Raw genomic sequence first — 26241 nt, 5'->3', positions numbered from 1 at the left:
CCTATTGTCCGGAGTTTTTTTGATGCCTACCCACACTCGCATCCGCATGTTCAACACCAAGGAAACCTACCCCAACCAGAGCCTGGACAACGACCTGTGCCAGGCCGTGCGCGCCGGCAATACCGTGTACGTGCGCGGCCAGGTGGGCACCGACTTTGAGGGCAACCTGATTGGCCTCGGCGACCCGCGCGCCCAGGCCGAACAAGCGATGAAAAACGTCAAGCAATTGCTGGAAGAAGCCGGTTCCGACCTGAGCCACATCGTCAAGACCACCACTTACCTGATCGACCCGCGCTACCGCGAGCCGGTGTACCAGGAAGTCGGCAAGTGGCTCAAAGGCGTGTTCCCGATTTCCACCGGGCTGGTGGTGTCGGCGCTGGGCCAGCCACAGTGGCTGATGGAAATTGATGTGATCGCCGTCATTCCCGAATAAGGAGCGCCACCATGACCTTTTCCATCGTCGCCCGCTGCGCCGACACCGGCCAATTGGGCATCGCCATCAGTTCGTCGAGCATCGCCGTGGGCGCCCGCTGCCCATGGCTGCGCCCCGGTGTGGGCGCGGTGTCGACCCAGAACATCACCCTGCCCGCCCTGGGCCCGGACGTGCTCGACCTGCTGGAACAAGGCCTCGCCCCGGCCGAGGCCATCGACAAGGCCCTGACGAGCAACGGCTACAGCCAATACCGGCAACTCACGGCGATTGATCACCTGGGCCGCAGCGTGCACTTCAGCGGTAGCGAAACCCTCGGCACCCACAACGCGGTGTCGGGCGAGCAATGCGTGGCGGCGGGCAACATGCTCGCCGACCGCGCCGTGATCGAGGCGATGGTCGAGGCCTTCGAACACGGCGAAGGCCAGTTGGCCGACCGCCTGCTGGCCGCCATGCACGCCGCCATCGCCGCCGGTGGCGAAGCCGGCCCGGTACACTCCGCCGCCTTGACGGTGGTGGGCGAACTGACCTGGCCGATCATCAACCTGCGTGTGGATTGGGCCGATGAGCAGCCCATCGCCGAGTTACAAAAACTCTGGGACGCTTACCGCCCGCAAGTGCAGGACTACATCGACCGCGCCCTCGCCCCCGACCGCTCCCCCGGCTACGGCGTGGCCGGAGATGACCGATGAGCAGCAGCCGCGAACTGCTGCAAACGCTGGTGGGGTTTGACACCACCAGCCGCGAATCCAACCTGCAGTTGATCGAGTTTGTGCGCGATTACCTGGCGGGCTTCGGCGTGGCCAGCGAGTTGATCTACAACGACGCGCGCAGCAAGGCCAACCTCTTCGCCAGCATCGGCCCGGTGGACGTGCCGGGCATTGCGTTGTCAGGCCACACCGACGTGGTGCCGGTGGACGGCCAGCCGTGGACGGTGCCTCCGTTCGAGCTGACCGAGCGCGACGGCAAGCTGCTTGGCCGGGGCACCGCCGACATGAAGGGCTACATCGCCTGCGTGCTGGCGCTGGTGCCGGCACTGGTCAAAGCCACCTTACGCATGCCCGTGCACATTGCGCTGTCGTATGACGAAGAAGTCGGCTGCCTCGGCGTGCGTTCACTGCTGGCGGTGCTGGAACAACGGCCCGTCAAGCCGATGCTGTGCATCATCGGCGAACCCACCGAGCTCAAGCCGGTGCTGGGTCACAAGGGCAAACTGGCGATGCGCTGCGATGTGCATGGCGAGGCCTGCCACTCGGCCTATGCGCCGTACGGGGTAAATGCCATCGAACACGCCGCCGACCTGATCGGCGAACTGGGCCGCATTGGCCAGCGCCTGCGCGAGACGCAGGATCCGCGTTTTGATCCGCCGTTCAGTACAGTGCAGACCGGCGTGATCAGTGGCGGTAAAGCATTGAACATCGTGCCGGCGGATTGCCGGTTTGATTTTGAAGTGCGCGCGTTGCCGTCGCAGGATCCGGCTGAAGTAGCTTCGGAGCTAAAGGCCTACGCCGAGCAGAAAGTACTGCCGCGCATGCAGGCAGTCAGCGCACAGAGTGCGATCAAATTTACCGAGTTATCAGCCTACCCCGGCTTAGTCACTGATGAGCGTAGCCAGGCGGCCGAGTTGATCGCCGCGTTCTCGGGTTCTCGGGAGTTTGGCACCGTGGCGTTTGGCACCGAAGGTGGCTTGTTTGATGCGGTGGGCATTCCCACCGTGGTGTGCGGGCCCGGGAGCATGGACCAGGGGCACAAGCCAGACGAGTTTGTGAGTGTCGAGCAGCTGGATGGCTGCGATGCCATGCTACAGCGCATGCTGGACTCCATCCGGGCCTGAATCGATCAAACACCAACATCAACTGTGGGAGCGGGCTTGCTCGCGAAGGCGGTGTATCAGTCGGTTAATCCGTTAACTGACACTCCGCCTTCGCGAGCAAGCCCGCTCCCACATTTTGCTCCGTGTTTTGCCAGAAAGTCTTTCGAGATCATGAGGTCCTTGTGGGAGCCGGGCTTGCCCGCGATGGCGGTGGGTCAGCCGGTAGATAGGCCAGCAGGGCCGCCGCTATCGCAGGCAAGCCAGCTCCCACATTTTGGCTGTTTGTTTAGCCGAGGAGTCTGGCGAGTTCTTCGCGGCAGTAGTCCACAAACAGCTGGACCGGTTTGGTCAGCGGTGCCCGCCGCAGCCAGACGGCAGACAGGCCTGATCCGGTCACTGTCTCGGCCAACGGCACACACACCACCTTCTGCCCATCATAGGTGTACTCGGTAAACGGCTTGGTCACCAGGATCGAAAACCCGAACCCGCGCCCCACCATCCCGCGCACCATTTCGATGGACGGCGAGCTGAATACAATATTCGGCGTCAGCCCGCGCTCTTCAAAGATGCTCACGAAGTACGTCCGGCTCGGCAGCACGTCCAGCAAGATCATCGGCTCCAGCACCAAGTCCGCCAGCGACACCTTGGCCTGCTGCGCAAACCGGTGATCCGCCGGCAACAGCGCATACGGCTGCTGCGGCGGCATCAGCGGCGTGGTCTCGATGGTGCCGCCCAGGTCGTGCTCAAACAGCATCGCCACATCAATACTGCCCGCCGTCAGCGCCTGCACCAGTTCCTGCTGCTCGCCATCACGAATACGGATTTCCACCCCCGGCCACAGCGCCTTGAACCCCGCGATCAAGCGCGGCAGATACAACGGCGCCACCGTCTCAAAGCAGCCGATATCGATCTGCCCCGCCACCACGTCATTGTCCGCCAGGGCGTTTTGCTCAAACTCATGGGCTACCCGCAACAGCTCCAACGCCTTGCGATAAAACCGCGCGCCGCTCGGCGTGAGTGAAACCCCTTGGGCGTGATGGCGGATAAACAGTTGCACGCCAAAGCTGTCTTCCAGCTGTTTGATCGCGGTTGAGACCGACGGCTGCGCGATATACAGCTTGCGCGAGGCCTCGGCGACGCTGCCGCATTCGGCCGTGGTGACAAAATATCTGAGCTGGCGCAGGTTATAGGCAGCCATCGGGACCTCCAGAAACGTGGGACTTCGCCCGTAAACACACGTAGGCAACATACCGGAGCGTGCTCAAGCGCGAGCTATATTTTTTAAGGTCTATAGCAACAAACTTACTAATTTACCTCTCTGCGCCCATTGCAGATGATCACTCCAACAACAAAGCGCCCGCCCGCCCGTGCGGCGCACAGCGAAGTACGTCAACGTACTCACCTTGCCTTGGAGCTCGTCATGGTTACCACTGCAACACCCTCCGCCCCGCTGATTGAAAAACACACGATCGGTTACGTGCCCCCCGAAGACCGCCATGGAAAGGTAAGAGACCTGTTCACCCTGTGGTTCGGCGGCAACATCGCGCCGTTGCCCATCGTGACCGGCGCGCTGGGCGTGCAACTGTTTCACCTCAACCTGCTGTGGGGCATCGTCGCCATCCTCGTCGGCCACCTGGTCGGCGGCGTGCTGATGGCGCTGCACTCGGCCCAAGGCCCGCAAATGGGCATCCCGCAAATGATCCAGAGCCGCGCCCAATTCGGCTCCCTCGGCGCTTTGCTGGTGGTGGTGATCGCCGGCGTCATGTACATCGGCTTCTTCGCCTCCAACATCGTGCTGGCGGGCAAATCCCTGCACGGCGTGGTCGACAGCGTGCCCGTACCGGTCGGCATCGTCATCGGTGCCATCGGGTCCGGCATCATCGGCATCATCGGCTACCGCTTCATCCACGTGCTCAACCGCATCGGCACCTGGGTGCTCGGCGCCGGCATCGTGCTGGGCTTCGGCTACATCTTCACCCACGTGCAAACCACCGACTTCCTGACCCGCGGCGAATTCAACATCTCCGGCTGGCTGGCCACGGTTTCACTCGCGGCGCTGTGGCAGATCGCCTTCGCCCCCTACGTGTCCGACTACTCCCGCTACCTGCCCGCCGACGTGCCGGTCGCGTCCACCTTCTGGACCACCTACCTCGGCTCGGCGCTGGGCTCCAGCCTGGCCTTCATCTTCGGCGCCGTCGCCGTGCTCGCCACCCCGGTCGGCATGGACACCATGGACGCCGTCAAACTCGCCACCGGCGCCATCGGCCCGCTGATGCTCGTGCTCTTCCTGCTCAGCGTCATCAGCCACAACGCCCTCAACCTCTACGGCGCCGTGCTCTCGATCATCACCCTGATCCAGACCTTCGCCTACCGCTGGATCCCCACCGCCAAAAGCCGCGCGGTGATCTCCACCTTGGTGTTAGCCGCCTGCGCGATTGCCGCCGTGTTCGCCTCCAAAGACTTCATCGGCCACTTCGTCGACATGGTGCTGGTGCTGCTGGTGGTCCTGGTGCCGTGGACGGCGATCAACCTGATCGACTTCTATGCGATCCACAAAGGCAAGTACGACATCGCCTCGATCTTCCGCGTGGACGGCGGCATCTACGGCAGGTACAACCCGCAGGCCCTGCTGGCGTATGCCATCGGGATTGCGGTGCAGATTCCGTTTATGAACACGCCGCTGTATGTGGGGCCGATTTCGGCACACATTAACGGGGCGGATTTGTCCTGGGTGGTGGGGTTGGTCGTGACGTCGCCGTTGTATTTTTGGTTGGCGAGCCGGGACAGCGCTTATAAACGCAGGATGGAGGGCGGGAAGTTGGTGGGTGGGGTTTGAGGTAACTTCCCGTAGTAAGTGATGGCTTAAACCATCCTTATCTCGGCTTCGCGGCTGGGGTATGGGTGGTTTTTTCGTTTTGGGTGAGAGGCAATACGAACGCTCGTGTGTGATGAGTCGGCCGCTTTCGGCCAAAAACAGGCCTTCACAACCGTGAGCAGAACCGGTATCAGTGGTCATGCAGTGTCGTAAAACCCTTAACCCCTAAAGGCTCACATGATGACTCAGGCTCCCGTCGCACTGGTTACCGGCTCGACTTCAGGCATCGGCGTGGCCATTGCCCGGCGGCTTGCCAGTGAAGGGTATTCAATCGTATTGCATTCGCGCAATTCGGCAGAGGCCGGACAGCGCCTGGCGCTCGAACTCGGGGCGGCCATTTATGTGCAAGCTGATTTGGCTATTGATGAAGACAGAGCACGACTGATCCGCCAAGCCATAGGGGCCTGGGGGCGGTTGGATGTTCTGGTGAATAACGCCGGCATCAGCCGCGTTATTCCTCACCAAGACTTGGCGGCTGCGACGCCCGATGTGTGGCATGAACTCCATGAAGTGAACGTCATTGCGCCCTTTCGCTTGATCGCCGAAGCTGAAGCAGCATTGCGTGATTCGGCACGCTCCGGCCGACCCGGCTGCGTCGTCAACATCAGCTCACATGCGGGTGTTCGCCCGAAAGGCGCATCGATCCCCTATTCCGCGACGAAGGCGGCCTTGAATCATATGACACGGCTACTCGCCGTTTCACTTGCGCCCGACATCCGGGTCAACGCCGTCGCCCCGGGGCTGGTCGATACACCGCTGACCGCAGAGTGGACTCAGGCGCAGCAACTGTGGAAAGAGCGTTCACCGATGCGCCGGGCGGCCAGCCCGGAAGACATTGCCCAAGCCGTTGCGCTGTTGGTTGCATCGGACTATCTCACCGGTGAAATCCTGCTGTCTGATGGTGGGTTGAATCTTACGTAGCCAGGATGCCCGCGAGATCAGAGGCCTTCTGCGGCCAGCGCCCTGGCAACGGAAGGCCTCTGCTTCATGCGCGTCAGGTAGCCTTCCAGCCGCGCAGGCACTGCGACGTCCATCCTGGCGGCCCAGGACAACATGATGAACAGATAGCAGTCGGCAATGGTCATCTGGGCGCCCACCAAAAACTCGCGCTCACCCAATTGCTCGCTCAGCGTTCCAAAGCGCATCCGCAGCGTCTGCGCGGCCTGTGCCTTCTCCTGCTCGGAACCACCCCGGAAAAAAGGAATGAAGTTGCGGTGAATTTCCGTGTTCATGAATGCCGTCGCTTCCAGGGCACGCCAACGCGCCAGACCCTCTTTGGCCAGAAGCTGGCCCGACTGCTCTGCAATGAACATGAGGATCGCCAAGCCTTCGGTCAGCACAGTGCCATCGTCCAGTTCGAGCGCCGGCGTATAGCCCTTGCCATTGATGAGGTTAAAGTCTCGGCCATCGTCGGTACGACGCTCGCGGCCGACCTTGACCAGTTGGTGCGGCAAGCCACCCTCAATCAGAGCAATGTGGCAGGCCTGACTGCAGCCGCCGGGAAAGTAATAAAGAATCATCAAAACACCCTCTAAGTTCAGTCACATATGTGGACCGGCACTCAGTGTGCGATTATCGGGTTTTCGATGAAAACGCATATTTTTAAGGCCAAGTCAGATGAATGTGACCACCCCGCCTGCAACACCCAGTTGCCGCAACGTCAGCGAAGTGCTCAACCGCGTGGGCGACAAATGGAGCGTGCAAGTGATCGTGGCGCTACTCGAGCAAACCCACCGCTTCAACGACCTGCGCCGCCAAGTCAGCGGCATCTCGCAGCAGATGCTCACCCGCACACTCAAAGTGCTCGAACGCGACGGCCTGGTCGAACGCACGGTGCGCGCCACCTCACCGCCTCAAGTTGACTACACGCTGACGCCGTTTGGCCATTCGCTTGCGCAACCGCTGCGGGGCCTGGCCGAGTGGGCCGTGGCGAACATGCACACGCTTTACGACAATCGCGCTCGTTATGATGCGCACAGTGAGTCGCTACGGGGTTCGTAGACAGTCATGAGCCTCGGCTTTTCTGGCTGGTTGGCGTCGTAGGCCAAGCTCCAGCTCTTGGCCAAGGTTGTTCAAACCAAATGGTTTTCCTCTCCGTCATACAGGGACTGACATGGGTATTCTGGATAAGCTTTTTGGTGGGCGCTTCACCATGCCTTCACCCGAAGAGACCAACCTCAGCGCTTCAGCGATCATGAAGGAACTGCGCCCCGAGCGAAGCGATTCCGGGCAAAAAAAAGCACTTGAGGCGTTTGCTCAGGCACTGGTGGCGGCCATCCCGGAAAAAGAAGGCGCCAGGCTTGTCCGGCGTGTCATGCGTAGATACGCAATGGGAGATGACGCACCCAGTGCCCTCACGGAGGGGTTCCTGAATGACTCAAGGGGACAAAAACTCGAACACCTCGTTCTCCTGAGCATGGATTGGAAGGGCTATGACGTATTTGAGTATCAAGCGCCCTATCTGGTCAGAGCCAGTGGTTTGAAAGAGCCCTATGTCTATGTTCAGGAAGCCGCTTTATCAATGCCAGAGATACTCCACAACTTTGATCAGTGGTTGGCCCCGCTCGGAAAACGTTATCTTCACCTGAACACCGGAGGTGAAAACTACGACGGTGTCATTGTTGACGCTGATCGGTTGGAAGCCATTATTGAGCTGGCTGGACGAGCGGGAATCCGCGTTAGTCTTGAGAGTTTCTAGCGATAAAAAAAGGTTCAGGCAAGCGCGGTACTTGAATCAGCTCGGTAAATGACGGCTATTGGCCGGCTCCTGCCTGCCATACAAGGTCGGAAGATTGTTTCCGAACTTTTGAATGGTCACATGCAGGTCGAACGCGGTCGCTTGCGAGTGGGCGACTGCTTTGAGGCGAATTTTGACGGTTGCGTGCCCACAGCCCGCAGATCAAGATCTTATGGCAGCTCAGAAGTTTTTCGTACCCAATCAGGGAGGATTGACCGTACATGGAGATTCATCAGGTCACGCACCTGCCGCCACAAACTACCGACCTTGAGAGAGAAGCAGTGGCAGAAGGTTTCAGGTTCATCACCCGGCTGACCTCGGAATGGTATTCAGGTACCAATCGCTTCGATGCGCCAGGCGAATGCCTGATGGCAGCGTATCTAGACGGCCAACTGGTGGGCATTGGCGGTTTGTCTGTTGATCTGTTCACGCAGGCGCCTACAGGGAGGCTGCGGCGTGTTTATGTAACCCCTGCTTCACGAGGAAAACAGGTTGGCAGACGATTGGTTAACGCCTTGCTCGCCCACGCCACTTTGCATTTTGAAACTGTGCGGCTTTACACCGACACTGCACAGGGAAGCGCTTTTTACCTGTCCTGCGGTTTCACACTAACTGAAGACGCTCAGGCGACGCACATCATGCAGCTCCGGGACTTTTGACCCTGTCCGCTTTCGACCAGAAGCAGCCTGTCGCGGTCAGAAAAGTTTGACGACGACGTGTCGCTCTCGCACTCTCTTTTGCTTCGTTTCTTCACTTGGAATCCCTATGTCATCCGCGACCGTAGTCCTGCTCGACTCCTGGCCACAGCCAAGTACGTCGCCCGAACCCGTGGTGTTCGCCACGGACACGCAGCTTTGTTTACGGTATTGCACTGCTGGAGAAGAAATAGCTGTAATCCATTTTCCCCTAGTGAAAAAAATTCAGTTCGGCTCACCAAACGACGAGGCTCTGGGCGGGCATCCGCTTATTGGACATGGCCTCAAGCACTACAGAATTCATCGAATAGATAACTCGCCCTGGTTAGCAGAGCTTGAACAGAGAAACGCCATTCACCCGCGACACGATAAACAGCGGTTTCTAAAAAATGCCATCCATTATGTCTTTACGTTTCAGGACTCTACCTTGGAATGCATCGTAAATGAGGGGCAGTTCTGGCATCCAAAAGTACAAGTCTTTACCTCTGAGCAGATGGCAAGGGATGTCTGGCGCGAACTGATAAATGACGTGGGCGCATGATTCCAATAGTCACAAGTGGATGACATCCCGTCGATTGGCATCGGCGAGCATTTAAACATTGAAAGCAAGTGCCAAGAGCGGAGTTCCGCCAGCGATCACGATTCGCCAGTTCACAAAAGCGGCACATTCCACAAGCGCTTCAAATTGTTCAGGACAGCGGTGCTTGAAGCTCCCGGCATTGTCGATGACTAACGGAAGTGTTTGTCCGCTTTGAACGTGGATAGTCGACATTTCTGCGCCGGGGTCATCGAGGTATGAAAGACAATCAACCCAGGCGTCCATATTGCGACCGTAGAAGCCAGGAAAGCCGAACTTTTCTGCGAAAACATTGTGGAATGTTGGCCAATCAGAAATCAGGTTTGCATCCACTTGCACCATTGTCAGACCTACCTTCGCCACGTTGGAAAATTTCTGTATGGCGGTCTCGCACGATGAAGTCAACTGCTGGCTGCTATTTGCGCAATCCAGGGCTCGATCTGCTCCCAATGACATTGCAATGACCGCTTTTGGCCGATCGTTCCCCCTGGCGAGGGGAAGCTCTGGGAGAAAAACATCCCCTCATCCCGGCCATTCACGATGTTTAGGTCTGACATCCACCTGACAACACCCGATTATCCCAATCAAACCTGTAAGCCCACTCCCCCACCTACATCCGATGATGCTCCACCAAAAAATCCACAAACAACCGCACCCGCGCGGGCATCGTGGGGCCACCCACAAACACCGCATGAATCGGCTCCCGGTCGCCGGGGTTGCAGGCTTGCAACAGCGGTATCAGCTCGCCGCGGCGCAGGTCCTCGCTGACGGTGAACTCGCCGATACGCGCAATCCCGGCGCCCAATCGCGCCAGCTGGGCCAGCGCTTCCCCACTGCTGCATTCGATGTTGCCGCTGACCTTGAGGGAAAATTCCTTGCCGTCGCGGGCAAAGGGCCAGTTGGGTTCGGCGCGCCGGAAGTTGAAGCGAAGGCAGTTGTGCCGTAGCAGGTCTTCTGGTTCCTGCGGGGTGCCGTGGCGTTGCAGGTACTCGGGCGATGCCACCACCACCTGGCCGGTGTCGCCGATTCTGCGCGCGGTCAGCGGGCTGTCGGGCAGGTAGCCAAAACGTATCGCCACGTCGGCCTGGCCGCTGAGGATGTCGACCACTTCGTCGCCCAGGGTGAGGTCGACGACGATGTTCGGGTAGCGCTCGCTGAAGGCCGCCACCAACGGCACGATGGACATGCGCCCATGGCCAAGGGCGGCGCTGACCCGCAATCGCCCACGGGGTACGCCCTGGTCGGCGATGGCCTCTTCGACTTCATCCATGTCGGCCAAAATGCGCCGCGCGCCGCGCAGAAACGCTTCGCCCTCGGCGGTGAAGGTGATCGCCCGCGTGGTGCGCAACAGCAGCCGGGTGCCGAGGCGCTGTTCGGCACGCGCGATGATTCGACTCACCGCCGAGGGCGTGAGCCCCAATGCACGCGCGGCCGCCGACAGGCTGCCTTCCTGCGCCACGGTGGCGAACACAAACATTTCACCTGATCGACCGTTGAAGTCCACTTGTGCCCCTTACGCAAAGGTGATTGCCAAAAACACTATCTACCGCCCTAAAAGGCTAGATCGTAGCATTGGCGGCATAGATAAGGAGCCTTCCATGCGTATCAATCCACCCCTTGTTGCACTCGCCATAGGTGCCTTTGGCATCGGCGTTACCGAGTTCGCCCCCATGGGCATGTTGCCGGGCATTGCTGCGGACCTCGGCGTTTCAATTCCCGCTGCGGGCTTGCTGGTAAGCGCCTACGCCCTCGGCGTACTGCTCGGCGCACCGCTGATGACCCTGACCACCGGCAAAATCCCCCGGCGCTATCTGCTGATCGGCCTCATGGCGATTTTCACCCTGGGCAACCTGATGTCCGCCCTGGCGACCGACTACTACAGCCTGATGATCGCAAGAGTGGTGACCTCACTCAACCACGGCGCATTCTTTGGCGTCGGCTCCATCGTCGCCGCCAGCGTGGTCGCCCCGGAAAAACGTGCCGGTGCGGTGGCCGCCATGTTCATGGGCCTCACCCTCGCGACCATCGGCGGAGTGCCGCTGGCCGCCTGGTTTGGCGAACTGTTCGGCTGGCGCACCGCCTTCTGGGGCATTACCGGCCTCGGCGTGGTGGCCATGGCCGCGTTGTGGTTCGCCCTGCCCGACCTCAAGGCGCCGCCAAGCGTGGGTGTGATGGCCGAAATCCGCGTACTCGGCCGTGGCCCGGTACTCGGCGCACTGGCCCTCACCGTCGTCGGCTCCGGCGCGATGTTCACCGTCTTCACCTACATCGCCCCCATCCTCAGCAGCGAGACCCACGCCTCCACCGCCTACATCACCGCCATGCTGGTGCTGTTCGGCGTAGGGCTGACACTGGGCAACCTGTGGGGCGGCAAAGCCGCCGACCGCTCCATAGACCGCACACTGATCGTCTCGCTGAGCGTGCTGATCCTGGTCCTGCTGGCGTTCACCGTCCTGATGCGTTGGCCGCTGCCGGCCGCCGTCGCCATCCTGATCTGGGGCATCGCCAGCTTCGCCCTGGTGCCGCCGTTGCAGATGCGGGTTATGGAAGCGGCGAAGGACGCGCCGAATCTGGCTTCGGCGGTGAATATTGGGGCGTTTAATTTTGGGAACGCGATTGGAGCGGCGCTGGGGGGCGCGGTGATTAATGCCGGGTTGGGGTATCCGGCGATTTCGCTGGCGGGGGCGGCGATGGCGGGGTTGGGGTTGGTGATGGTGTTGAGGGGTGTTTGGCGGTCTAGGGGGGGGAGGTGGGGGTGGTTTGAATTCGTACTCTCGATAACCACGGGAAAGAAAAATCGAGGCCATACAACATTTAAAACAATGGTGGTCTGACCCCGATTCTACAGGAGAGAAGGACAATAAAAGGGCAACGTTTAAATAGCTCGCCCTTTGTACCTATCGAAACACGCGTAAAAATAATAGCATCTATCACGAATAAAATTATAGTTGGTATCTTGTAGTTTTTACTCTTCCACCATTGACAAACACCTGATCGCCTAAAAAATTATTCAACGTCATCTCACACTCGGCCAGCTCGTGCGGTGTCATAACAGAAATTTCGCTAATCTTATATCCAATTGAGTTAAAAGAGGTACCAAGCCGCAAACCTACCCCTTTACTAATAACCCATCTGTCATGAATCAGCTCTTGGTCGTCCAATTTGCCCACCCCATAAATATAAGTTTCAGGGGCAGTTTGGTCAGAAATATTATGCCACGCTAATTCGAACTCTTCGTTTGACGCGCACCCTTTGGCTTTTAGATGGCTTGCAACCGCTAGCACATGTATTTTACAAGCCGGATTTGCGGCTTGGATCATTTGAATGACTGCCATATCTTCGGATGAAAAATACGGATCACACAACTTTATATACTCTATGCAATTCTGATTTAGCCAATTCTGAATGTACTCTAATGCCGCAGCCCTCGTATTGGGTCGAATAATTAAGCCCTTGATAGAAGAGTCATAATCAAGCACAGTTGACGAAGAATAAAGTCTTCTATCAACAACCGAAATTGCGAGCTCTGCTGTCGCCAAAAGCACATCACACATAGGAACGATATGATGAGATACATCCTCGATCGAAACGTATTTCCTAGACGCATTCTCAATGTACCAGCACAATAATGGATAAAGCTCACCTAGGCCCAACCCACAAGTTGCTGTCATATGCATTGTCAGCGCAGACAGCGGTTTTGTAGTAATTCGGCCAGCCAGTAAAGAGGACAAATTTCTCCAAGCCGCTTCCGATAGAAACTCTTGAGGTACCGTTTTGGATGACTCAGTGCCATTACAATCTGCTAATGCTTTTTTTGCTTGAACCACATCATAACTATGTTTTGCATATAGCTGTGCACCTCTTCGTGCTGGATCACTATCAACCAAACCGATCAACTCCTCTGCAAATTTAGCATCAATCAGATCGGCAGTTTCAATCAACGATTTTTGAATATCTGCGGCAGCATCAATATTTTCCAACAAATGCGACATCGTAAAGGATTCACTTAGCATCTTCTTTGCAGAAAAAACGTTAAACTCCTTGCATGCTAACGCACACAATTCAAGACGCCCGAGCTTGTCAATTAACCACGATATAAAATTCGAACTAGCTTGAGCTAAACCTAAAAGCTCTTTCTTTTTGTCAATGAGTTTCGCCGGCATAGAGCTTAAGATTTCAATATATACAAAAGCCTTGTCAGCCTCGTTAGGTATTTTTTCAGCCTCATCAATAAGTGCCCGCCACTCTATAATTGATGGCTCTGAAATCATGTATACGCGAGCCATAGAACAAATAAAGTAGCCTTTATGAACAATATTATTAGGATCAGGTAGCTTATCAGCAACTAGCTGACCCAGCCGCAAACTTAAACTTTTCCGCTGCGACGATGAAAATCTTGACTTATTCTTCTTACTTAAAACAGATCTAACCAACTTTTCAAGTGTTTGATATATCGTAGAGTCATAATTCATATGCTCCATTAATGTAATAATATCTGACGCCTGCGGATAGTCCATAGGAAATTCTTCAGACGGGTCAGTTGGATCAGGATCGGTTGCTGTCTGCCCACGCCTTATTAGTTCACATGTGTTATATAAAGCAGAGTTCCTGAGAACCCTAGGCAAGCAGGCTAAATCTTTCAACGCTGACTCGCTGTGACAAACAAAAAGTGCAGGAAATGCAATCTCAAACATTCCTACGTACAAACACTCATCATTGCGACGTGCTTGCTCTAGAAGCGGATTACAATAATCGGAAACTATCGTTTTCAACATGCTGTCTGCAATCCATGCTCGGCAAGCCAAGTCTGTATATAGAGCTATTTGTTGCCTTTGGGAGGAAAGCTTTCCAATTGAGGCGGAAACTCGCGACAACATCTCTGCAGTGAGAGCGTTGCTCTTAAGAGCCGCCCCGAAAGATCTAACAACAAGTGCCAAACACTGCATAAAATTTTGCTGTACGCTTGAGTTCTCGAACTCCAGAGTTCCTCTAAGCTCAGTCGAACGCTGGTAAATTTTTTCTGCCTCCTCTAATGCCACACTTGAAAGCGCCTCCACTGCTTTAAAGCAAATTTCATTTCGGGCTGCAGTAGGAGAAACCTTCTCAATTAATAAATTGATCGCACTTACTAGGTAGGAAGGAGCCATAGGGGATTCGGAGGCAGCATAATACCTAAATAAATTAACCTTACACTTTGCGGCAAGCGAATAATTATCTATCCGTCCGACTGCACTGCGTATAATGTTCCCCCATCCCTCATCGAAGGTACGATCATTTAAAATCTTGGTGCAAGACAACAGCAATTCCCAAAGAAAGTCCCGATAGGTTATTGCCTCAATAATATCTAACAATACATCACGACCTTCATTCGATGATGCCTTTCCTACGAGAGCTTCAGCGATTAGCTGGAATGCTGAATAGCGATTTTGCGTTGTATTTAAACGACCAGCCAAATCAAATGCTTGAGAAACATCATGTTCGATTATGGCCGGGAGTATTGACTCTATACAATCATATTGAGATGCCGCATTACTAAGAAGCTCATCTACGGAATGCTTTAATTCATCGGAGACGACATCCACAAGTCCATGCTCGGACTCTAAACGCCCATCAGGATCAACGTACTTAAGTGCATAATATATCCTAACAAAACATTCGGATATGACCTCATAGTCTTTGGAATCACATACCAAGTAATATGCATCAATTAGTCGGTCGTACGCTTTTGATGAATCAATTTCCTTTTCTGCGTATGCTATGAAGGTACTAAACCGGACAAACTCTCGAACTGCGGACTTATCTTTAACTAAATTAATCTGACGATCAAAGTCGCCTACTAATCTTACTCTAAGACCTGAATCAGCGCTTTGAAATTTAAGCGGTGACGCTAGGTCTGCTAAATCTTTCATCGTTACAACAAAATCCGTATCTACATCAAGCACACCCAGCACGTAAGAAACGATATCCAGAAGGCCTTCTCTCTGAGTTTGAGTAGACACAAAATGAATAAGCATTCTAGTTTTATTTTTTATTCTCGACGACTGAAAGAAAGATATTATGTCTGCAGAACTTTCATCTTTGTGAAACTGAGTGATAGCAGAAGTAAATTCTTGCACCGCTTTATTCTTTATTCGCCCTTCAAAAGAATTGCCCGCAAACCCTTGCTGCTCCCTAGATGCCACAATACTGAATCGAGAAAAAGTTAAGTCCTTATGCTTTAGATCATTCACATTACTAAGGCACTTCTCAAGAACTTCAGAAGCTAAGTTCATGTCTATTGAAACTAGATCCTCTGCAATTTGAAGAGCAATCTCTCCCTCCTCACTAAAATCAATACTTTTGGCCAACTCTAGAATTTGACTAACCAAAAATGTGTCGATGTTTTTTGATTGTGCTTTTAATCCCGTTGCATAAGCAGTAAGAAGTGAAAGCTTTGATATTTTTGTAAGGGCTCGACCAACCAACTGCATCGCATGCTGGGTCTTGCCAATTGCTACAAGAGCATTAACTTCCGTTCCTGAAGAACTTGAACCAGCCAAATCAATAAAAAGCGCTTTCTGCAAGGAGAATTTAAAAACTGATCCACTGTCTTTTATAACTTGCGCACTTTCAACTCCAAGCTCGGCACGCCCCCTTAACTGAGAAATAGACTGCGTAGACTCGAGCAAAGAATAGTAATGGTCATTCGAAATCAGCTCAAGCAGTTCGGCATGTTTATTTCGCTGCTGCAAATAGCTAGCTAAAAATAGAAGTGAAGCATCACTTTCAGGAGCCTTATTAAGATGTGCGATTTGAAGATCCGCAACCTCTAGCTGATAGCTTTTAAGTTTGTGCTCGGCAAACTTTCTATGCGAGTTAGATACAAAAACTATCAAACCCAACTCTTTCGCCTCTAAAAAAGTGCAACTCTCTAAAAGCTCCGACACATCACCACTACTGGCACCACTTATTGACTCCACTTCATTTCGCGTCAATGTCTGTTTTGAAAAAGCCAATACCGCGGCGGCTCTTTTTTGCTCAAGGTTAAGCTCGTCAAACCCTTTGAAATCAAGCGCAATGAAATCTAAATACTTGTCCGGTGAACTTTCCAATATTTCTTTTAAATCCGCACCAACTTTCAGTTGGCGTTTTATAGCACACATTCTACCTGGATTTCCGCGACAGAGCTGTTTTAAATCATTGAGCTGATTTTCACAAAATGAAAACTCTGCAAATAACTGATCCACCTCCATAGATGTAAAACGCCTGATCTGACAAGTCTTCGAGAAAGACTTATTCAAAAATCGCGCAAGACGAGATTGAGACCCAGATATCAGAAACCGAAAACCATCAATACCTACCGGAAGTGCAGAGCTGAAAATCTCCGAAATATAGCTATCATCCTCCGGCGGTATATGATCAAGGCCATCTACAACGAAATATGCAATCCTCCCTTTAAGTTTTCCTCTAACTCTAAAAACAAGCGAAGTATATTCTGAATCACCGACAGCAAAACTTTCAGAGGTTACGCCATCAAGAAACATCTTAAACTGTTCAGCGATTCTTAACTTAACATAATCAATACTATAAGAGTATCTACTGGCAGGACTTAGAAAAAGTGAAAACGTGTTTTCAAGGTTTTCAACTACAAACTGTGCCAAAACAGTAGTCGCACCGATCCCACTTTCACCCTCTAAGAAAACTACATGATTTTCAGGCCCATACACATCAGATATAGTACCCAAAATATCATTGCGAGCGATCTTATCGCTCACCAAGTCGGGAAATGCCTGGAGATAATTCCAATTAATTTTTTCTTTTTCACGGCTAATCAAATTACTCATACACCCTCCATGGCCACATTTTTTAAGCTTTATAACACAAATCATACAAAAAGTTACAACCCTAACATTAACACTCTAAATATTCGTATTCTTTGCGCGCGACCTACTCGAAATGAGGCCTCAGTAGTCGCACTTTGTCGCCTAATCAAGAGACGGCGCGCGGATACACATGTCAAACAATCGTACGATTGCGTTATCTAAAATGCCCCTCTATAGTTCGACCTGTCGCCGACCTCGCTCGGCGACAGGGTTTCGCAGCCCTAAAACGATTCACACCAATACCATCAGACATGCCCCAGTCGGTTCCCGGCTGCCGAATGTTTTATGGCGGTTGTGCGTGGGAGACCTTCGGGTCTGCCGGGTCTTGGTGTAAATCGTCCGGTCTGCGAACCCGCGCACAACTGCCACCCAATCTGTTTCGCAGCAGAGCCGGTGGTAAATCTTTTTTCTTAAGGATTTACACCATGACAACTGAACACCCACCCCGCCGCTTCACCCCCATGTCCCAATCCGCCACCGACTACCCCGTCCTGCTCATCGACAGCGACGCCCCGCTCAGCGAGCTCCATGCCTGCGCCAGCGAGCGTTTGAACGCTGCCCTCGCCTATCTGAACCTGATGGCCTGTTCCAGCGTGTCCGACTATGCCAAGCACGACATCAATACCGTCGCCAACACTGCCCGGATCATGGTGCAGGATGTGGCGGATGTGTTTTTGGTGATTGAGCGGCGGGGGTTTGACGTGCCTGTGGTGGCTTGATGGGATTTGAGGTGTGAGAGAACCCGCTTTGGCGGGTTTTCTGGTTTTTGGTGGGTTGGATATTGGCGGAAGGAGCTAGATTTTTGGTGTCTGGGCTGCCGTCTTCGCAGCCTCGCTAAAGCTCGACAGCTCCCACAGTTTGATTTTTGCTCGTCGTAGAAAGGGTGTGAGGGCCGCAACCGCTGTGGCGGTGTTCTCGGTGGATGCCTATCATGGGGCCTTTCGCTCAACGCCCCAGGAAATGCCCATGCCCGCCCTCACCTTCCGCAACGCCCTCCCCGCCGACGCCGACCGCTGCTTTGAAATCGAAACCACTGCCTACGAAGGCGATGAAGCGGCGACGCTGGAGAAGATTGCCACGCGCATTGCGCAGTACCCACAGGGTTTTCTGATTCTGGAGGCGGATGGCGCGGTGGTGGGGTTTATCAATTGTGGTTGCGCCTATGACGTGGTGATGTCGGACGAGGCGTTCAAGGAGTTGGTGGGGCATTCGGCCGAGGCGCCGAATGTGGTGATCATGTCGGTGGTGGTCGACCCGGCGCAGCAGGGTAAGGGGTATTCGAAGCTGCTGATGACCGAGTTTGTGCAGCGCATGCGCGACCTGGGCAAGCTGACGATTCATTTGATGTGCAAGGAGCAGCATGTGCCGCTGTATGCGCGCATGGGCTATGCGTATGTGAAGCCCTCGCCGTCGGAGCATGGCGGGATGGCGTGGCATGAAATGGTCATGGCGCTGTGATGACGGCGCCGATTGTAGAAGTCAGCGACCAGCACAGCGCGGAGGCCGAGCGGGTTCTCGGCAACGCCTTGGCGGTGTTTAACGAGGCGGCCACCGGTTACAACGACCGGCGCCCGTTGACGGTGCTGATCAAGGACCCGGCCACCGGGCAGATTCTCGGCGGCATCAACGGCAAAACCACGCTGGGCATGGCGTTTCTCGACCTGTTTCACTTGCCCGAATCCCTGCGCGGTTCGGGGCTGGGCAGCCAGTTGTTGCATGCCTTTGAAGACGAGGCTCGGCGCCGGGGGTGTGCGAATGCGGTGTTGTACACCTTGAGCTTTCAGGCGCCGGGGTTTTACGAGAAGCATGGCTGGGTGCGGTTTGGCGAGGTGCCGTGTGAACCGCAGGGCAGCAGCCGGGTGTTTTTGTCTAAGCCGCTTTAGGGTTCAGGGCTTTGCCGAACAGGCGGTTGCCATGGGTTTCGCCCTGAAAGCTGTAGGTCGGTTCACCCAGCACGTCATAGCCGCGCCGGGGGTAAAAGCCCAGTGCACGTTCGTTGCCCACCCACACCGTCGCCCATAACAGCGAAGCGCCGCCCGCCGCTGCGCGCTGTTCTGCCGCTTGCAGCAGTTGGTAGCCAATGCCCAGGCCGGTGAAGCGTTCCTGGATGTACAGGCGTTGCAGTTCGGCCACGCCCGGCGTTTCGATCATGGGGTGTAGCGCGTTGAGTTTGAGTTGGGCGAAACCGACGAGGTGGTCGTCGGCTTCAGCCACTATCAGTGAGACGCCCGGCTCGGCCAGCAGATGGGCGATGGTGCCCGGGGCGAAGGCTTGCAGCACTTCGGTGGCAATCGAGGTGCGGATGCCTTGGGTGGCGTAGGTGTCGAGGAAGACTTGCATGCCCAGCACGCCGATGCATTGGGCGTCGTCGGGCGTGGCGAGGCGAAGGGTGATGGCCGGCATTGAGCGTCCTTACTCGGGGTGATGAAGGCCGACGTTTTACCATGAATGTTGCCACTGTGCAGGCGCCGCAGTAGGGTTTACGCCTCGCCAAATCCGCAGGAGCGTGCCATGAGCTTTTTTTCCGACCCCGATGCTGTCGCCCGTTACGCCGAAGGCCCCGTGCGCCTGGTGCCGGGCTTTGAGGGGTTGCAACGCATGACCACCCTGCTGCTGCGTGAACGCGTGCCGGCCACCGGCAATGTGTTGGTGCTGGGCGCGGGCGGCGGGCTGGAGTTGAAGCGCTTTGCCGATGCCGAGCCGGGGTGGCGGTTTGTGGGGGTGGACCCGTCGGCGGAGATGCTGAAGCTGGCGCAGGCGACGTTGGGGCCGTTGAGTGAGCGCGTGCAGTTGCATGAGGGGTATATCGATACGGCGCCACTGGGGCCGTTTGATGGGGCGACGTGTTTACTGACGTTGCACTTCATTGCGGCGCAGGAGCGGCTGCAAACGCTGAAAGCTTTATGGCAACGGCTGCGGCCGGGAGCGCCGCTGGTGGTGGCGCATCACAGTTTCCCGCAGGCGCCGGAGGAAAAACTCCGTTGGTTGAAGCGCTATGCGGCGTTTGCGGTGGATTCGGGGGTGCCGGCGGCGGATGCCGAGCGGGCGATTGCGGCGATCAGCGAGAAGTTGCCGGTGATGGCACCGGAGGCGGATGCGGCGTTGATGGCTGAGGCCGGGTTTGAGGGGGTTGAGTTGTTTTATGCGGGGTTCAGTTTTAAGGGGTGGGTGGGTTACAAGCCGAGCTGACGACCTGGCGCCGAGCGGGCTGTTGTGGCGATCGGACTTCCTGTGGCGAGCGGGCTTGCCCCGCGTTGGGCTGCGCAGCGGCCCCAAAACCAGGCGCCGCGTTCTGCCTGAAAAAACGCGGTGCTTTCACTGGGGCGGCTTCGCCACCCAACGCGGGGCAAGCCCGCTCGCCACAGGAAGCCCGCTCGCCACAAGAGCCTGTTGGCCACAGGAGGCTCGTTCGTCACGGAAACAGGCTCAATCGTCTACCAACTGCCGGACGCCCCGCCGCCGCCGCTGGAACCACCGCCGCCGGACGAGCTGCTGCTTGAGCTGGAACTGGAACCGCCCGAACTCGAACCCGACCCGCCGCCAGAACCGCCATCGGAAATACTCGCAACAAACAGAATAAACGCCACAATCGACGCCGCCGGTATCGCCACCAGCCAATCCTGGTAGCCATGCCCCAGCAACAACCCCACCGCCACATACACCGCCGCCACGGCCACCACGCGCACGATGAAAAACCGCGGGCTCTTGCGCCAGGACTCGCGCATCACGAAGAACAGCCCTGCATACAGCGCCAGCACCAACGCACTGCCCAGCGGCCAGACCAGCCAGTGCACGAAGTTGACTTCGACAAAGTGGTCAACCACCAGCAGCCCGACGATGTACGCCAGCAACGCCACCACGCCGTAAAACACCGCACGCGCCAGCCACAGTGCGCCGAAGGTGGCGCCGCCGATCAGCATGGTCAGTGGCATCACCAGCAGAAACAGCAACCAGTCCGCCCCGCCGGCCAACATCGCCAGCAATAACGTGACCAGCGCGGTGGCGATCAACGCCCGGCGCCAGTGCAGCTTGCCGGCGGCGATCAACACGCCGCCAATGGCACCGGCGATGAACGCGAGCAACACGGCAATGATCTGCGGGTTGACCTCCCGCGCGGCGGGCTGCGGCAAGTCGCCGCCGTCGACCAGCATGGTCAGGTCATTGACCGCCTGTTGCACGCCACCCGCGTAGTCGCCCTGGCGAAACGCCGGGGTGATGTGTTCTTCGATGATGCGATGGGCCAGCAGGTCGGTGACGGTGCCTTCCAGGCCGTAACCCACTTCGATGCGCACCTTGCGGTCGTCCTTGGCCACCACCAGCAGGATGCCGTCGTTGACGTCCTTGCGCCCCAGTTTCCAGGCGCGGAACAGCTGGTTGGCGTAGTCCTCGATGCTCGTGCCGCCGGTGGTGGGCACCAGCAACACGGCGACTTGCGCGCCTTTGCGCTGTTCAAGGGCGGCGAGTTGGTCTTTGAGGCGCGTGGTGGTGCTGGCGTCCAGCGTGTTGGTGAGGTCGATCACCCGCTGGTCGAGGGCCACGCCGATGGGCGAAGTCTCCGCCTGGGCGGTGCCCAGCAAGCCGATAAACACCAGCGCCAGCAGGCTCAAGACGGTTTGCCGCAAAATCGCCATCATGCTTTGTTACCTGAAGTTTCTTCCTGAAGGTGGCGACTCTACCTTATCGACGTATAACGCGTGACCCCACGGCGTTGACTATCTAAACTCCTCGCACGTAGCAAAACGCCATGAATCGAGAAGCCCATGAACCTGCAGCACCGCAATAACGTCAGTGTGATGGGCAGCGGCACCTCGACCCTGGTGTTTTCCCATGGGTTCGGCTGCAACCAGGCGATGTGGAATTACCTCGCGCCGCAATTCTTCGATCGCTTTCGGGTGGTGATGTATGACCTGGTGGGCGCGGGGTTGTCGGACCTCACGGCGTTCGACAAAACCAAGTACAACACGCTGGACGGCTACGCCCGCGACTTGAACGAGTTGATCAATGCGTTCGCCGTCGGCCCGGTGATTCTGGTCAGCCACTCGGTCAGCGCGATGATCGGCACCCTCGCCGACCGCCTGGCGCCCGGGCGCATCGCCGCCCATGTGATGATCGGCCCGTCACCGCGCTATATCGATGACGCCGGTTACGTGGGCGGTTTCAAGCGCAGCGACATCGACGACCTGCTCGACACCCTCGACAGCAATTACCTCGGCTGGTCCAGCGCCATGGCCCCGGTGATCATGGGCGCGCCGGACCAGCCGGCGTTGAGCGAAGCCCTCACGGACAGCTTCTGCCGCACTGAGCCCGAGATCGCCAAGCAGTTTGCACGGGTGACCTTTACATCGGACAACCGCCAGGACGTGGCCGGCCTGACTACGCCAGTGCTGATCCTGCAATCGAGCGACGACCTGATCGCCCCGGTGGCCGTGGGCGAATACCTGCACAGCGTGTTGCCCAACAGCACCTATTGCCTGGTGGACAATGTCGGCCACTGCCCGCACATGAGCGCGCCACAGGCGTGCGCGGCGGCGATGGAAGGGTTTTTGGCGCCGTGGGCGGTCGCCCATGCCAGCTGACCTGTTCGACAGCGCCGCGTGCGCCCTGGCCGTCACAGCCGAAGACGGCACGATCCTGCAAGCCAATGCGCGCTTCAGCGACTGGCTGGGGTTCAGCACCGCCGAGCTGTGTAGCCGACGCTTCCAGGACTTGCTGACCATGGGCGGCAGGATTTTCCACCAGACGCACCTGGCACCGATGCTGCGCCTGCGCGGCAGCGTCACCGAAGTGAAGCTCGACATGCTGCACCAGGACGGCCACAAAGTGACCGTGCTGCTCAACGGCATCAAGCGCGAAAACGCCGACAGCACGGTGTACGACCTGGCGCTGTTCGGCACCACCGATCGTGACAAGTACGAGCGCGAGTTGCTCAACGCGCGCAACCTCGCCGAAGCGTTGTTGCAAGAAAAATCCGCGACGGAACTCGCCCTGAAACAGGCCCAGGCCGAATTGAGCGAGGCCTATGCCATCGCCCAGCGCCGTGCGCTGTTTGCCGAGCAGATGGTGGCGATTGTCAGCCATGACCTGAAAAACCCGCTGACGGCGATCCGCATGGCGTCGGACTTTCTCGGCCGTGGCGAACGCACGGCCAAGGAGCGCCAGTTGCTGGGGCATATCGGCCAGTCGTCCGAGCGGGCCCAGCGCATGATCGCCGACCTGCTGGACTTCACCCAGGCGCGGGTTGGCCAGGGCATTACCATCAAGGCCGCGCCGCTGGACTTGCACGGCGTTATCCATCGCGCCGTGGATGAGCTGCGCGTGGCCTTCCCCGCCGCCACGCTGGAACACAAGACCGAAGGCCGGGGCGATGCGTGCCTCGACGCCGACCGGGTGCAGCAGATTATCGGCAACCTGGTGGCCAACAGCGTGGCCTATGGCGACCTGCAACAGCCGATCACCGTCACCTCACGCCTCGGCGACGGTGGCTGCGAGGTGGCGGTGCACAACCATGGCGCGGTGATTCCCGAAGCGCTGATCGCGGTGTTGTTCGAGCCCATGACCCGGGGCACCGACCAGGGCAGCGACGTGCGCAGCGTCGGGCTGGGCCTGTACATCGTGCGCGAACTGGCCAGGGTGCACGGCGGCGACGTGGCGGTGAGTTCCTGCGCCACACGGGGCACGACCTTTACCGTGACGTTTCAGGCTGCGCTTGGCTGAATGGCGCTTGCACATCACCTGTGGCGAGCGGGTTTTCTGTGGCGAGCGGGCTTGCCCCGTGCTGGGTGGCGAAGCCGTCCTAAACCCTGAGCACGCGAATTGTCTGAAGAAACGAGGTGGCTGGATTGGGGCTGCTTCGCAGCCCAACGCGGGGCAAGCCCGCTCGCCACAAAAAAAGCACTCTGCGAAGGATATGGGAGTTTCATCCAGCCGAAACTGGCCGCGTGCTAGCGTAAACGCGTTCGAGCCCACCTGAGCCGCCCATGAAAAAAACCACCTTGGTCTTGTCTGCTTTATTCGCCGGTTTATCTCATGCGACTTTGGCTGCCAACCTCTGCCAGCCGGTTGCGTCAAATCCGGCGAACGCCGCTTTTTTGGCCGCGGCCCAACGCCACTTGGGTGATCAACCCAACCCGTTGGCGCACCTGCACACCGAAGGTACGTTGCCGAACCACGGCATTCGCGAGCAGAGCATCGCCGCCGAAAAAGACTGGCCGCTGATGCGCCAGGCCGCGCTGGCGTGGCGCTTGAGTGGTGACCCGCGTTACCTCAGGCAAGTCGACAACTACCTGGCCGCCTGGGCCGACGTGTATCAGCCGGACTTCAACCCCATCGACGAAACCAACCTCGACATGCTGATCAACGCCTACGCGTTGACCGCTGACCACTTGCGCCTGGAAACCCGCGACGCCAGCCGCCGCCTGATCAGCAACCTGGGCAATGGCTACATCGCGCGCATCGAGCAATTTCACGGGCAGAAAAAAGGCACCCAGACCAACAACTGGCAGAGCCACCGCGTCAAATTGGTGACCGTGGCCGCCGCCGCGCTGGGCGACAAGGCGATGCTCGAGCAGGCGCATCAGCTGTTCAAACAACAGATCGCCGACAACGTGTTGCCCGACGGTTCGGTCACCGACTTTCAGGACCGCGACGCCCTGCATTACGTGGTCTACGACCTTGAACCGCTGGTGCAGGCCGCGCTGGCAGCCAAGGCCTATGGCGAAGACTGGCTGAACCTCAACAGCAACGGCGCCTCGCTCGCCGCCGCCCTGGATTGGCTGGTGCCCTATGCCAACGGGCAACGCAGCCACCAGGAGTTCGTGCACACCCACGTGCAATTCGACAAAGACCGCGCGGGCGTGGGGGAAGCCGGCTACAGCGGCACCTGGCAACCCAAAAGCAGCGCCACACTGTTCTGGCTGGCGGCGCAGCTCGACGCGCGTTACCTGCCGGTGGCCAAGCAATTGGCAGAGCACCCGGCGGACTGGATCAGTGCCTGCTATTTGAAATAGCTGCGGCTAGACTGGCCAGGCTCCCCTCTCAAAGGATTGACGATGCTTATTGTATTCAGCGGCCTGCCCGGCACCGGCAAAACCACGATTGCCCGCGAACTCGCACGCCAGACTGGCGCGGTGTACCTGCGCATTGATGTGATCGAGCAGGCCCTGCGCGATGCCGGTGTGTGGGTGGGGGCCAGCGGTTACAAGGTGGCGAATGGTCTGGCGCTGAGTAATTTGCGCTTGGGGCATTCCGTGATTGCGGACTGCGTAAACCCGGTCAAGGAGAGCCGCGAGGCGTGGAAAGCCACGGCTTCGGCGGCAGGCGTTGAGTTGCTGGATATTCTGGTGATTTGCTCTGACCGGCTGGAGCACCAGCGCCGCGTGGAAGCGCGTACCGGAGATATTCCCGGCCTGACGCCGCCGAGCTGGCAATCAGTGTTGGCGCATGAGTATGAGCCGTGGGATAAGCCGCCACTGACGATCGATACAGCCGTGATGACACTGGAGCAAGCCGTGGCCGCCCTCAAACTCTAACAAGCCAGACTCCTGTAGCCAGCAGGCTTCCTGTGGCGAGCGGGCTTGCCACAAAAATCAGCCCGTTCGCCTTGGGGTTATAGCCAGGCCGCATCCCACAAGGGGTAATCTCCGATGCGCTCAACTAACCCCGCCCGCAAAGGGTTAGCGATAACGTAACGAGCCATTCTCAGAACATCTTCATCAGCCCGAACCGCACGGTCGTGGTAACCCCGCTGCCAGAACCGCTCCTTACTGCCGCGCGCACTGTTGATGCTGAGCGTGCTGCGGGATTTGGTCTGACGCATCACATCGGGCAGGGTGGAATTCTTCAGATCGAATAACCAGTGAACGTGACCCGGCATCACCACCCACGCCAGCGAGTTGACCAGCCCTTTGTCATGGACACGCTTGAGTTCAGCAACCAGTAACCGCCCCAAGTGAAAGTCACGGAACAAGGGCTGGCGTTGATGTACGACTGCGGTGACCAGATAAGCCCGACCGGTTTCTGAATAGCGGCCACGACGTAGCCGGTGAGAGTTGGGTTGAAGCGGCATTCCGTTGCGCCTTTTGGTATTGAGGAGTTTTCAAACTAGCCAAGGCTGGACTGCCATCCTGTACTACTGGATTTCCATATGTGTCGCAAGGCAGGCTTTTGTGGCGAGCGGGCTTGCCCCGCGTTGGGCTGCGCAGCAGCCCCAATGAAAAACATCGAGTTGTTTCAGGAAGAACTCGGTGCTGGTTT

At 57.2% G+C, this 26241-nt stretch carries 26 protein-coding genes; 18 read left to right on the top strand and 8 right to left on the bottom strand.

Going from position 1 to position 26241, the window contains the following annotated elements:
• Window positions 1-22 precede the first annotated feature (22 nt).
• The 3 genes from AB4P94_RS19770 to argE are packed head-to-tail and all read left to right on the top strand — an operon-like array spanning window position 23 to window position 2264.
• Window positions 23-433: a RidA family protein gene (locus tag AB4P94_RS19770; protein WP_016969085.1), complete on the top strand. Its 411-nt coding sequence runs from the start codon at window positions 23-25 to the stop codon at window positions 431-433.
• A gap of 11 nt (window positions 434-444) precedes the next feature.
• Window positions 445-1122, top strand: a complete 678-nt coding sequence (locus AB4P94_RS19765; RefSeq protein ID WP_395607026.1) for a DUF1028 domain-containing protein — start codon at window positions 445-447, stop codon at window positions 1120-1122.
• Window positions 1119-2264, top strand: coding sequence for an acetylornithine deacetylase (gene argE, locus AB4P94_RS19760; protein WP_395607025.1), 1146 nt, complete (start codon window positions 1119-1121; stop codon window positions 2262-2264). Before AB4P94_RS19765 ends, argE begins: the two co-directional genes overlap by 4 nt.
• Window positions 2265-2529: 265 nt before the next feature.
• Here argE and AB4P94_RS19755 read toward each other — a convergent pair whose 3' ends face one another.
• Window positions 2530-3441: a LysR substrate-binding domain-containing protein gene (locus AB4P94_RS19755; protein WP_010171799.1), complete on the bottom strand. Its 912-nt coding sequence runs from the start codon at window positions 3439-3441 to the stop codon at window positions 2530-2532.
• Between the two features lie 222 nt (window positions 3442-3663).
• Here AB4P94_RS19755 and AB4P94_RS19750 point away from each other — a divergent pair, with 222 nt between their 5' ends.
• The gene (locus AB4P94_RS19750; RefSeq protein ID WP_395607024.1) at window positions 3664-5079 is read left to right on the top strand and encodes a purine-cytosine permease family protein; all 1416 of its coding nucleotides are present in this window, start codon (window positions 3664-3666) and stop codon (window positions 5077-5079) included.
• Between the two features lie 219 nt (window positions 5080-5298).
• Entirely contained in the window at window positions 5299-6039 is a 741-nt protein-coding gene (locus tag AB4P94_RS19745) for an SDR family NAD(P)-dependent oxidoreductase (RefSeq protein ID WP_395607023.1), read from the top strand.
• Between the two features lie 17 nt (window positions 6040-6056).
• Here the strand turns inward: AB4P94_RS19745 and AB4P94_RS19740 are convergent, their stop codons facing one another.
• Window positions 6057-6638 carry a glutathione binding-like protein gene (locus AB4P94_RS19740; protein ID WP_395607022.1) on the bottom strand — a complete coding sequence of 194 codons (582 nt, stop codon included), beginning with the start codon at window positions 6636-6638 and terminating at the stop codon, window positions 6057-6059.
• Between the two features lie 97 nt (window positions 6639-6735).
• Here AB4P94_RS19740 and AB4P94_RS19735 point away from each other — a divergent pair, with 97 nt between their 5' ends.
• The 4 genes from AB4P94_RS19735 to AB4P94_RS19720 all read left to right on the top strand — a co-directional run bounded on the left by AB4P94_RS19735 (window position 6736) and on the right by AB4P94_RS19720 (window position 9091).
• On the top strand, window positions 6736-7119 hold the full coding sequence (locus AB4P94_RS19735) for a winged helix-turn-helix transcriptional regulator (protein ID WP_395607021.1): 384 nt from the start codon (window positions 6736-6738) through the stop codon (window positions 7117-7119).
• A gap of 112 nt (window positions 7120-7231) precedes the next feature.
• Window positions 7232-7816: a hypothetical protein gene (locus AB4P94_RS19730; protein WP_395607020.1), complete on the top strand. Its 585-nt coding sequence runs from the start codon at window positions 7232-7234 to the stop codon at window positions 7814-7816.
• A gap of 260 nt (window positions 7817-8076) precedes the next feature.
• The gene (locus AB4P94_RS19725) at window positions 8077-8514 is read left to right on the top strand and encodes a GNAT family N-acetyltransferase (protein WP_395607019.1); all 438 of its coding nucleotides are present in this window, start codon (window positions 8077-8079) and stop codon (window positions 8512-8514) included.
• Between the two features lie 106 nt (window positions 8515-8620).
• Window positions 8621-9091: a hypothetical protein gene (locus AB4P94_RS19720; protein ID WP_395607018.1), complete on the top strand. Its 471-nt coding sequence runs from the start codon at window positions 8621-8623 to the stop codon at window positions 9089-9091.
• 51 nt (window positions 9092-9142) lie between these two features.
• Here the strand turns inward: AB4P94_RS19720 and AB4P94_RS19715 are convergent, their stop codons facing one another.
• Entirely contained in the window at window positions 9143-9490 is a 348-nt protein-coding gene (locus AB4P94_RS19715) for a barstar family protein (RefSeq protein ID WP_395607017.1), read from the bottom strand.
• A gap of 247 nt (window positions 9491-9737) precedes the next feature.
• Entirely contained in the window at window positions 9738-10631 is an 894-nt protein-coding gene (locus AB4P94_RS19710; RefSeq protein ID WP_395607016.1) for a LysR family transcriptional regulator, read from the bottom strand.
• Between the two features lie 94 nt (window positions 10632-10725).
• Here AB4P94_RS19710 and AB4P94_RS19705 point away from each other — a divergent pair, with 94 nt between their 5' ends.
• Entirely contained in the window at window positions 10726-11961 is a 1236-nt protein-coding gene (locus AB4P94_RS19705; protein ID WP_395607015.1) for an MFS transporter, read from the top strand.
• 108 nt (window positions 11962-12069) lie between these two features.
• Here the strand turns inward: AB4P94_RS19705 and AB4P94_RS19700 are convergent, their stop codons facing one another.
• Window positions 12070-16950: a hypothetical protein gene (locus tag AB4P94_RS19700; protein WP_395607014.1), complete on the bottom strand. Its 4881-nt coding sequence runs from the start codon at window positions 16948-16950 to the stop codon at window positions 12070-12072.
• Window positions 16951-17414: 464 nt separating this feature from the next.
• Here AB4P94_RS19700 and AB4P94_RS19695 point away from each other — a divergent pair, with 464 nt between their 5' ends.
• The 3 genes from AB4P94_RS19695 to AB4P94_RS19685 all read left to right on the top strand — a co-directional run bounded on the left by AB4P94_RS19695 (window position 17415) and on the right by AB4P94_RS19685 (window position 18872).
• Complete coding sequence (locus AB4P94_RS19695) at window positions 17415-17708, top strand: fructose-bisphosphate aldolase (RefSeq protein WP_395607013.1); 294 nt, start codon at window positions 17415-17417, stop codon at window positions 17706-17708.
• Between the two features lie 247 nt (window positions 17709-17955).
• Window positions 17956-18447, top strand: coding sequence for a GNAT family N-acetyltransferase (locus AB4P94_RS19690; RefSeq protein ID WP_395607012.1), 492 nt, complete (start codon window positions 17956-17958; stop codon window positions 18445-18447).
• Window positions 18447-18872, top strand: coding sequence for a GNAT family N-acetyltransferase (locus tag AB4P94_RS19685; protein ID WP_395607011.1), 426 nt, complete (start codon window positions 18447-18449; stop codon window positions 18870-18872). Before AB4P94_RS19690 ends, AB4P94_RS19685 begins: the two co-directional genes overlap by 1 nt.
• Here AB4P94_RS19685 and AB4P94_RS19680 read toward each other — a convergent pair.
• Window positions 18859-19392: a GNAT family N-acetyltransferase gene (locus AB4P94_RS19680; protein ID WP_395607010.1), complete on the bottom strand. Its 534-nt coding sequence runs from the start codon at window positions 19390-19392 to the stop codon at window positions 18859-18861. The genes AB4P94_RS19685 and AB4P94_RS19680 overlap by 14 nt on opposite strands.
• Before the next feature lie 108 nt (window positions 19393-19500).
• Between AB4P94_RS19680 and AB4P94_RS19675 the strand changes: the two genes are divergently transcribed.
• Window positions 19501-20178, top strand: a complete 678-nt coding sequence (locus tag AB4P94_RS19675) for a methyltransferase (RefSeq protein ID WP_395607009.1) — start codon at window positions 19501-19503, stop codon at window positions 20176-20178.
• A 245-nt stretch (window positions 20179-20423) separates the two neighbouring features.
• On the opposite strand, the gene AB4P94_RS19670 is transcribed toward AB4P94_RS19675, so the two are convergent.
• Entirely contained in the window at window positions 20424-21623 is a 1200-nt protein-coding gene (locus AB4P94_RS19670; protein WP_395607008.1) for a TPM domain-containing protein, read from the bottom strand.
• Window positions 21624-21749: 126 nt separating this feature from the next.
• Between AB4P94_RS19670 and AB4P94_RS19665 the strand changes: the two genes are divergently transcribed.
• From AB4P94_RS19665 to AB4P94_RS19650, 4 genes are all read left to right on the top strand, one after another.
• A complete protein-coding gene (locus AB4P94_RS19665; protein ID WP_395607007.1) occupies window positions 21750-22565 on the top strand; it encodes an alpha/beta fold hydrolase in 816 nt (271 codons plus the stop codon).
• On the top strand, window positions 22555-23703 hold the full coding sequence (locus AB4P94_RS19660) for an ATP-binding protein (protein ID WP_395607006.1): 1149 nt from the start codon (window positions 22555-22557) through the stop codon (window positions 23701-23703). Before AB4P94_RS19665 ends, AB4P94_RS19660 begins: the two co-directional genes overlap by 11 nt.
• Before the next feature lie 263 nt (window positions 23704-23966).
• Window positions 23967-24995, top strand: a complete 1029-nt coding sequence (locus tag AB4P94_RS19655; protein ID WP_395607005.1) for an alginate lyase family protein — start codon at window positions 23967-23969, stop codon at window positions 24993-24995.
• Window positions 24996-25037: 42 nt separating this feature from the next.
• Window positions 25038-25517 (top strand): AAA family ATPase, encoded by a 480-nt coding sequence (locus AB4P94_RS19650; protein WP_395607004.1) that lies wholly within the window; start codon window positions 25038-25040, stop codon window positions 25515-25517.
• A gap of 77 nt (window positions 25518-25594) precedes the next feature.
• On the opposite strand, the gene AB4P94_RS19645 is transcribed toward AB4P94_RS19650, so the two are convergent.
• The gene (locus tag AB4P94_RS19645) at window positions 25595-26053 is read right to left on the bottom strand and encodes an REP-associated tyrosine transposase (protein ID WP_395607003.1); all 459 of its coding nucleotides are present in this window, start codon (window positions 26051-26053) and stop codon (window positions 25595-25597) included.
• Window positions 26054-26241 lie beyond the last annotated feature (188 nt).

Origin of the sequence: Pseudomonas sp. B22129, assembly GCF_044218875.1 — a bacterium.
Classification (GTDB): domain Bacteria; phylum Pseudomonadota; class Gammaproteobacteria; order Pseudomonadales; family Pseudomonadaceae; genus Aquipseudomonas.
Note: the sequence above shows the minus strand (reverse complement) of the source record. Positions and strands in the feature narration are given on the sequence as shown.

Coding starts and splice junctions, on each gene's coding strand:
- AB4P94_RS19735 (WP_395607021.1), top strand. CDS start 6,736: ATGAATGTGACCACCCCGCCTGCAACACCCAGTTGCCGCAACGTCAGC.
- AB4P94_RS19670 (WP_395607008.1), bottom strand. CDS start 21,623: ATGATGGCGATTTTGCGGCAAACCGTCTTGAGCCTGCTGGCGCTGGTG.
- AB4P94_RS19755 (WP_010171799.1), bottom strand. CDS start 3,441: ATGGCTGCCTATAACCTGCGCCAGCTCAGATATTTTGTCACCACGGCC.
- argE (WP_395607025.1), top strand. CDS start 1,119: ATGAGCAGCAGCCGCGAACTGCTGCAAACGCTGGTGGGGTTTGACACC.
- AB4P94_RS19700 (WP_395607014.1), bottom strand. CDS start 16,950: ATGAGTAATTTGATTAGCCGTGAAAAAGAAAAAATTAATTGGAATTAT.
- AB4P94_RS19680 (WP_395607010.1), bottom strand. CDS start 19,392: ATGCCGGCCATCACCCTTCGCCTCGCCACGCCCGACGACGCCCAATGC.
- AB4P94_RS19665 (WP_395607007.1), top strand. CDS start 21,750: ATGAACCTGCAGCACCGCAATAACGTCAGTGTGATGGGCAGCGGCACC.
- AB4P94_RS19765 (WP_395607026.1), top strand. CDS start 445: ATGACCTTTTCCATCGTCGCCCGCTGCGCCGACACCGGCCAATTGGGC.
- AB4P94_RS19740 (WP_395607022.1), bottom strand. CDS start 6,638: ATGATTCTTTATTACTTTCCCGGCGGCTGCAGTCAGGCCTGCCACATT.
- AB4P94_RS19650 (WP_395607004.1), top strand. CDS start 25,038: ATGCTTATTGTATTCAGCGGCCTGCCCGGCACCGGCAAAACCACGATT.
- AB4P94_RS19695 (WP_395607013.1), top strand. CDS start 17,415: ATGACAACTGAACACCCACCCCGCCGCTTCACCCCCATGTCCCAATCC.
- AB4P94_RS19730 (WP_395607020.1), top strand. CDS start 7,232: ATGGGTATTCTGGATAAGCTTTTTGGTGGGCGCTTCACCATGCCTTCA.
- AB4P94_RS19750 (WP_395607024.1), top strand. CDS start 3,664: ATGGTTACCACTGCAACACCCTCCGCCCCGCTGATTGAAAAACACACG.
- AB4P94_RS19705 (WP_395607015.1), top strand. CDS start 10,726: ATGCGTATCAATCCACCCCTTGTTGCACTCGCCATAGGTGCCTTTGGC.
- AB4P94_RS19660 (WP_395607006.1), top strand. CDS start 22,555: ATGCCAGCTGACCTGTTCGACAGCGCCGCGTGCGCCCTGGCCGTCACA.
- AB4P94_RS19745 (WP_395607023.1), top strand. CDS start 5,299: ATGACTCAGGCTCCCGTCGCACTGGTTACCGGCTCGACTTCAGGCATC.
- AB4P94_RS19675 (WP_395607009.1), top strand. CDS start 19,501: ATGAGCTTTTTTTCCGACCCCGATGCTGTCGCCCGTTACGCCGAAGGC.
- AB4P94_RS19645 (WP_395607003.1), bottom strand. CDS start 26,053: ATGCCGCTTCAACCCAACTCTCACCGGCTACGTCGTGGCCGCTATTCA.
- AB4P94_RS19720 (WP_395607018.1), top strand. CDS start 8,621: ATGTCATCCGCGACCGTAGTCCTGCTCGACTCCTGGCCACAGCCAAGT.
- AB4P94_RS19690 (WP_395607012.1), top strand. CDS start 17,956: ATGCCCGCCCTCACCTTCCGCAACGCCCTCCCCGCCGACGCCGACCGC.
- AB4P94_RS19655 (WP_395607005.1), top strand. CDS start 23,967: ATGAAAAAAACCACCTTGGTCTTGTCTGCTTTATTCGCCGGTTTATCT.
- AB4P94_RS19685 (WP_395607011.1), top strand. CDS start 18,447: ATGACGGCGCCGATTGTAGAAGTCAGCGACCAGCACAGCGCGGAGGCC.
- AB4P94_RS19770 (WP_016969085.1), top strand. CDS start 23: ATGCCTACCCACACTCGCATCCGCATGTTCAACACCAAGGAAACCTAC.
- AB4P94_RS19725 (WP_395607019.1), top strand. CDS start 8,077: ATGGAGATTCATCAGGTCACGCACCTGCCGCCACAAACTACCGACCTT.